The sequence below is a fragment of the Phenylobacterium sp. GW821-FHT12F10 genome, from assembly GCF_058806695.1.
Window position 1 is genome coordinate 2,478,818 of sequence record NZ_JBXAPY010000001.1, and the last position, 7,002, is coordinate 2,485,819.

General features: G+C 70.1%; 5 protein-coding genes and 1 pseudogene. 2 read left to right on the forward strand and 4 right to left on the reverse strand.

Features of this window, described 5'->3' with window-relative positions; genetic code table 11:
• Nucleotides 1-15 precede the first annotated feature (15 nt).
• Nucleotides 16-1,206 (reverse strand): acetyl-CoA C-acyltransferase, encoded by a 1,191-nt coding sequence (locus AC1RN5_RS12450; protein ID WP_493041452.1) that lies wholly within the window; start codon nt 1,204-1,206, stop codon nt 16-18.
• A gap of 136 nt (nt 1,207-1,342) precedes the next feature.
• Nucleotides 1,343-2,509 carry a tRNA 2-thiouridine(34) synthase MnmA gene (mnmA, locus tag AC1RN5_RS12455; RefSeq protein ID WP_493041453.1) on the reverse strand — a complete coding sequence of 389 codons (1,167 nt, stop codon included), beginning with the start codon at nt 2,507-2,509 and terminating at the stop codon, nt 1,343-1,345.
• A 216-nt stretch (nt 2,510-2,725) separates the two neighbouring features.
• Between mnmA and AC1RN5_RS12460 the strand changes: the two genes are divergently transcribed.
• Nucleotides 2,726-2,911, forward strand: coding sequence for a hypothetical protein (locus AC1RN5_RS12460; protein WP_493041454.1), 186 nt, complete (start codon nt 2,726-2,728; stop codon nt 2,909-2,911).
• Nucleotides 2,912-2,927: 16 nt separating this feature from the next.
• Here the strand turns inward: AC1RN5_RS12460 and AC1RN5_RS12465 are convergent, their stop codons facing one another.
• Together AC1RN5_RS12465 and flgK are read right to left on the reverse strand one after the other, a co-directional pair.
• The gene (locus tag AC1RN5_RS12465; RefSeq protein WP_493041455.1) at nt 2,928-3,857 is read right to left on the reverse strand and encodes a flagellin; all 930 of its coding nucleotides are present in this window, start codon (nt 3,855-3,857) and stop codon (nt 2,928-2,930) included.
• A gap of 16 nt (nt 3,858-3,873) precedes the next feature.
• Entirely contained in the window at nt 3,874-5,955 is a 2,082-nt protein-coding gene (gene flgK, locus AC1RN5_RS12470; RefSeq protein WP_493041456.1) for a flagellar hook-associated protein FlgK, read from the reverse strand.
• A gap of 408 nt (nt 5,956-6,363) precedes the next feature.
• Here flgK and AC1RN5_RS12475 point away from each other — a divergent pair.
• Nucleotides 6,364-7,002, forward strand: a pseudogene (locus AC1RN5_RS12475) (hypothetical protein); the annotation flags it as partial.

Here is a 7,002-nt window from a genome sequence, read left to right on the forward strand (position 1 = left end):
GTCAGGTTTGCTCTCCTAGACCAGCTCCACCGCCACCGCGGTGGCCTCGCCGCCGCCGATGCAGAGGCTGGCGACGCCGCGCTTGCCGCCGCGGGCCTCCAGGGCCGAGAGCAGGGTCGCCAGGATGCGCGCGCCGCTGGCCCCGATCGGATGGCCCAGGGCGCAGGCGCCGCCGTTGACGTTGAGCTTGGCGCGGTCGAGGCCCAGCTCCTGCTCGGCGATCATGGCGACGACGGCGAAGGCCTCGTTGACCTCCCAGAGGTCGACGTCGGCCACGGACCAGCCGGCCTTCTTCAGGACCTTCCGCATGGCGGGAACCGGGGCGGTGGTGAACAGGCCCGGCTCATGGGCGTGGGCGGCGTGGCCCGCCACCCGGGCGACGATCTTCAGCCCCAGCCGCCGCGCGACGGACTCCCGGGTCATCACCAGGGCCGCGGCCCCGTCGCTGATGGAGCTGGCGTTGGCGGCGGTGATGGCGCCGTCCTTGGCGAAGGCGGGCTTCAGGGTCGGGATCTTGGCCGGGTCGGCCTTCATCGGCTGCTCGTCGGCCTCGATCAGCACCGCGCCCTTGCGGCTGACCACCTCGACCGGGACGATCTCGCGGGCGAAGGCGCCGGTCTCGGTGGCGCGCTTGGCCCGCGCCAGGCTCTCGATGGCGTAGTCGTCCATGGCCTGGCGGGTGAACTGGTAGGTCCTCGCCGACTCCTCGGCGAAGGAGCCCATCAGGCGGCCGGGTTCGTAGGCGTCCTCCAGCCCGTCCAGGTACATGGAGTCCGACACCACGTCGTGGCCGATGCGGGCGCCGCCGCGGTGCTTGGCCAGCAGGTAGGGGGCGTTGGACATGCTCTCCATGCCGCCGGCGATGACGATGTCGGCGGAGCCGGCGGCGAGCGCATCGTGGGCCAGCATCGCGGCCTGCATGCCCGAGCCGCACATCTTGTTGACCGTCGTGGCCTCCACCGACAGCGGCAGGCCGCCGCCCAGACCCGCCTGGCGCGCCGGCGCCTGGCCCAGGCCCGCGGGCAGGACGCAGCCCATGATGATCTGTTCCACGGCCTGGGGATCGACCCCGGCCCGATCCACCGCGGCGCGGACGGCGGCGGCGCCGAGCGCGGTGGCCTTGACGGGCGAGAGGTCGCCCTGGAAGCCGCCCATCGGCGTGCGGGCGTAGGAGGCGATGACGACGGGATCGGAGGCTTGGGTCATGGCCGCAGATATATGCCTCCCTCCCCTTCATGGGGAGGGGAAGATCGCGAAGCGATCGGGGTGGGGGAGTCCGGCTGGTATTCCCCAGCCGTCCGAAGCTTCGCTTCGTCCACCCTCCCCATGAAGGGGGGCGCGCCTAGACCCCGAAGGTCGTCTCGATGAAACCGCCGCCCAGCACCCGATCGGGAACCTCGGGGTCATAGAGCACGCAGGCCTGGCCCGGCGAGACGCCGTGCTCGGGCGCGTCGAACACCACGCTGACCGCCCCGTCCCTCAGGGACAGGTGCGCCGGCAGGGGCTCGGCGGTGGAGCGCACCCGGGCCAGCACCGGCAGGCCCACCGCGCAGGCGGCCTCGAGGGTGGCCTGGTCGCCCAGCCAGTTGGTTTCCTTCAAGCAACAGCCGGCCGTCAGCAGGGCCTCGCGCGGCCCGACGATCACCCGGCGGGCGTCGGCGTCGATCTTCACCACGAACAGGGGATCGCCCACCGCGACGTTGAGGCCGCGGCGCTGGCCGATGGTGTAGCGGGTGACCCCCTCGTGGCGGCCCAGGACCCGGCCGTCCAGGTGCACGATGTCCCCCGGCTCCGCGCCATGCGGGCGCAGGCGGTCGATCACCGTGGTGTAGCGGCCCTCGGGGACGAAGCAGATGTCCTGGCTGTCGGGCTTCTCGGCGATGGCCAGGCCCAGCTCGGCGGCGGCGCGGCGCACCTCGCTCTTGGGGAGGGCGCCCAGGGGGAAGCGCAGATAGTCCAGCTGCTCGGCGGTGGTGGCGAACAGGAAGTAGCTCTGATCGCGCGCGGGGTCCGCGGCCCGGCGCAGCTGCGCCCCGGCCGGTCCCAGCTCGCGACGGACATAGTGCCCCGTGGCCATGGCCGCGGCGCCCAGGTCGCGGGCCGTGTCCAGCAGGTCGCGGAACTTCACCGTCTGATTGCAGCGGATGCAGGGGACCGGCGTCTCGCCGCGCAGATAGGCGTCGGCGAACTCCTCGATCACCTGTTCCTTGAAGCGGCTCTCATAGTCGAGGACGTAGTGCGGGATGCCGATGGCCTCGGCGGCCGAGCGGGCGTCGTGGATATCCTGGCCGGCGCAGCAGGCGCCCTTCTTCTGGATCGCCGCCCCGTGGTCGTAGAGCTGCAGGGTCACCCCCACCACGTCATAGCCGGCCCGGGCCAGCAGGGCGGCGGTGACGGTGGAGTCCACGCCGCCGGACATGGCGGCCACCACGCGCGCCCCCACCGGCAGGCCGACGGCGGCGCGAGCGGCTTCCACGGCGTGGTCTGCGAAGAGGGCGGGCGCGTTCATGGGGCTCTATGTAGCGGGTCGCACAGGATTTTGCGAGATCGCGACCTGCTCGCAAGTGTCGGCAAGGCCAGGCCAAGTCATCGCGAAAGGGTGATATCGCGCGAGAGGCGAGTGGTGTAAGATAGGTTAATTACCGCCAAGTAACCGTCACCCGGTGGTGATCAAGAGACACTTCGCCTAGTGCTCCTGCCCCGCCGCTCATATGGGGGAGCCCCCATGAAGCAGTATCGGTTGTACGTGCTGAATCCCGAGGAACGCGTCGCGGCGTCCCGCGAGGCGCCCTTTCCGGACGACATCACCGCCTTGAAAGAGGCCACCGAGATGCGCGCCGACCAGTTCGCCGTCGAGGTGTGGATCGGCGAACGGCTGGTGGGCCGGGTCGGCGGCGAGTTCTCCCTCTAGGCCGGGCGAGGCCGGCCTACTTCAGCACGTTCAGCAACGACGAATTCTGCAGCGACAGGAAGACCTGCGCGGCCGCCTGCACGGCGACGCCCGCCTGTTGCAGCGCCGTGGCCGCCTCCGCCGGATCGGCGTCGGTGATGTCGCCGATCATGCCGGCCAGGCTGTTCTGACGGTTGTTCAGGTCGTTCTTCACCGAGGTCACCCGGGTCTGGACCATGCCGTTCTTGGCGGTGTTGTTGACCAGGTCCTTGCCGATGGAATCCCAGTTGGCCAGGACGCCCTCCAGATAGATGCGCTGGTTGTCGGTCAGGTTGCCCTGGAAGGGGCCGTCGGGGCCCTCCTCGAAGGCCTGGAAGTCCTTGAAGGCCGCCAGCAGGTTGGTCCCCAGCTTGTCGGCCAGCAGGCCGGTGGTGACGGTGGTGGAGTCGTCGACCTTGGCCTCGGTGACGAACTGGTCGTTGTGGAAGAAGTCGGAGATCACCGTGGCCGGCGCCGTCAGGTCGGTGAGCGAGGTGGCCGACACCGGCAGGGTGTCGATCTGGCCGCCGGCGAAGACGTACTTGCCGCCATAGCGGGCGTTCAGGCCGTCGACGGCGTTGCGGAAGAAGCCCTGCACGTCCTGGATCAGGGTGTCGGCCCGGCCGCTGGCCAGGGCCTGGGCGATGGTCTCGCGGGTGCCGGCGGCGGAGTTCGAGACCTGGTTGAGGGCGAAGTCCTGGGTCGTCAGCTTGTCGGTGATCAGCTTGTTCTGCTCGAGATATCCCGAGATGCGCGCGTCGATGGACTTCATCGCGGTCAGCATCTCGGCGCTGCGCGAGAAGGCCTTGAGGTCCGACCCCTTCTTCTGGGTGGCCACCTGGTTTCCCGCCTCCATCTGCCGCTGCTGGGCGGCCTGGATGTTGGCGAGGACGGCGCTGTAATTGCCTGTGGTCGAGACGCGATTCATATGATTTCGCCTGGGCTCAGATCATGTTGGTCAGGACGTCGAACAGTTCCTTGGCCGCCTGGATCATGCGGGCCGAGGCGTTGAACGCCTGTTGATAGGTGGTGAGGCGCACGAGCTCCTCATCGAGATTGACCCCTTCCACCGACTGACGGCGGGCGGTGGCCTCGGTGGCCACGGAGTCGGCCGACTGCTTGCGGGTGTCGGCGGCCTGGGCGCGGCGGCCGATCGAGCCGCCGAACTCCGCGGCGTAGCGCGAGACGGTCATGTTCACCGCCCCAAGCTCGCCCGCGGCGCTGAAGGCGGTGGTGACGTCGCCGGCGGCGGCCAGGCTCAGGGCGCCGCGGCCGTCCCCGGGACGCAGGGAGGAGGCCGGCGGGGCGATCGCCAGGTCGAGCTTGCCGAGCGCCAGCTTCATCGGATTGGCGTTCAGGCCCGCATCGACGCTGAAGCGGCCGGCGCGCGGCGAGCGTTCGCCGGTCCCCAGGCCGAAGAGCTGGCTGATGGAGACCCCGCCGATGCCGTGCTGGGTCTGGTCCTTGGTGACCGAGACCTGGATGTCCAGGGTGCTGTTGCTGCCGAAGGACATCTTGCCGTTCGCGTCCAGGCTGAAGGCGCCGTAGAGCCCGACGCCCGAGGCGCTGGAGTTCATGGCGTTCAGCAGGTCCTGCATGGTGCCGGCCGGCGGCACGGTGATGCTGATGTCGCGGATCGGGCGGCCGTCGGCCTGGGCGAGGCTCAGGGTGATGACGTCGCCCGGATTGAAGCCGTGCTGATCGGTGACCTTGAGGCCGGTGTCGTAGTTGGTGACCCCGGTCGAGCGGATCATGTCGTTCAGGCCGAAGAAGTGGGAGAAGGCCCGGCCGGCCTTCATCGAGGTGCCCTCGTCGATGGCGATGCCGAGCCCGGTGTTCGCCGTCAGGCTGAGCTTGCCGTTGACGAAGTCGGCGGTGGCCGCGCCCCCGAAGGCGGCGTTGAGGTCGGCCTTGAAGTCGCCCGTGAACGGACTGCCGTTGATGGTCTGGGCGTCGAAGTCGATGGCCACCGTGCTCTGGACGACGCCATTGGTGTCGACGATGGCGATGGTGCTCTGGCCGGTGAAGCCGGCGACCGCGGTGGGCAGGTCCAGGCCGGTGTCGCGGCCGACCATGGTGTTGGGGGCGGGCACCGAGGAGTTGGCGTTGTGCGCGGCGTTGATCTGCTCGGTCATCCGACTGACGAACTCGCCGAGCTGGTCGGCCAGGCCCGGCAGGGTGTCGTCGCGCAGATCCATCAGGCCGCGCAGGTCGCCGCTGGAGATGGTGATCGGCTGCACCTGGCCGACCCCGCCGGTGGGCTCGATGGCGATATAGGAGGTGGTGGTGTCGGTGCGGTTGTAGCTGAGCTTGGCGGCGGCGTCCCCGGCCAGCATGAAGCCCTCCGCGGAGCGGATGGTGACCCCGCCCTGGTTCCGCTGCTGGATCTGCACGTTCATCAGGGTGGAGAGCTCGTCGATGAGCTGGCTCTGGATGTTGGCCGAGCCGGAGGCGTCGGCGTTGGCCAGGTTGGCGCGGCTGATGTCGGAGTTCAGGCGGTTGATCTGCTCCAGCAGGTCGTTGGCCCGGTCGATGTCGGCCTTGGCCTGGGCGTCCACCGTCTTGCCCAGCTCATTGATGTGGGTGGTGATGCGGCTGGCCTCGCTCAGGAAGTCGCCGACATTGCCGATGGCCTGGCTGCGCAGCAGGCTGGAGGACGGGTCATCGGCCGCCGCGGAGAAGGCGGCGTAGATGCTGTCCATGCGCGAGAAGAAGAAGTTGCTGCTCGAGGGGTCGCCGAACAGGCTCTGGGCGTTGTCCAGATAGTCCGACACCGTGCCCCAGCGCGCGGCGTCCGAGGTGGCCGACAGGGTCGCCAGCTGCAGGTACTGGTCGGTGATCCGTTTGACGCCGGAGATCTCGACGCCCATCCCCATGCCGCCGACCACCAGGGGCTTCTGGTCGATGGTCTTGCGGACGTAGCCGGGCGTGTTGACGTTGGCGATGTTGTCCGACGTCGTGCGCAATCCGCCCTGGGCGGCCTGCAGGCCGGAGGCGGCGGTCTTGAGGGCGACAGTCAGGGACATCTTAAGGCTCCGCCCGGCAAAGGCTGACGCACGACCCGGCCAAATCTGCCGGTAGTCTGGTGAACGCTCGCGCGTAGGGCCGGAATTTCATCAGCATTTTCAATGTGGTCCCTTTGGGGTCCCGATCAGCTCGGATTCAGGGGCGCAAGACCGGCGCCAGTTTGCGGCGACCATGATCGACGGCGTCGGTCGGGGGCGGCAGGGACGACCTATCGACCCCCGGCGGCCCGGCAAAAAGCGCCGCCGGGCCGCTGAGGAAGCCGACGCACCCATCGCTCTTTCTATTGCTATTTCAATATCTTACGGGCCATTCCCCGGAGTGGCGCGGAGGTTGCTGGGAGGGATGCGAACGAACGCGGCGCAGCAGGCGCCTCCCTCAAGAACGTCCTACCGGACAGCCGGGACTCCATGACCGCGTCGCCCATCAACGCTCCGTCCGCCCTCAACGCCGTCGCCGCCCCCGGCGCCGCGCAGGGCCTGTTCGGCGCGAGCCAGGCCGCCGCGGCCCAGGGCCCCCTGGCGGGCTTCGACGCCCTGCTCGCCGCCTTCTTCGGCGGCCAGGGCCAGGCCGAACCGGGCGCGGCCGCCACCCTGGGCGCGGCCAAGACCAAGGACGGGAGCAAGATCGCTGTCGTCGGCGCCGACGCCGACGCCGACGCCAAGGAGAAGGACGCCGTCGACGGGGCCGAGACCCTCGACACGCCGGCGCTCTCCACCGACGCCCAGGTCCTGGCCGCCTTGCTGGCCCAGCCCATTTCCCTCACCCCCGCGCCGGCCGCCGGCGAAGCGGCCCCGGTCGAGGCCGCCGAGTCGCAAAACGGCGGAACCGCCCCCGCCTTCGCCCCGCAGCTTCCCGATCAGGCGGCCGCGATGGCCCAGGCCGCCCTGGCGGCCAAGGGCGCCACGACCGCCGACGCCAGCGCCGCCCGGGCCGCCGTGGCCGCCGACGCTGCGGTGGAGGCCGAGGCCGACGCCACGACTGACGCCACCGACGAGGGGACGCCGACCGCCGCCAAGACCGCGCCCGGCCAGAGCGCGGACCTCAGC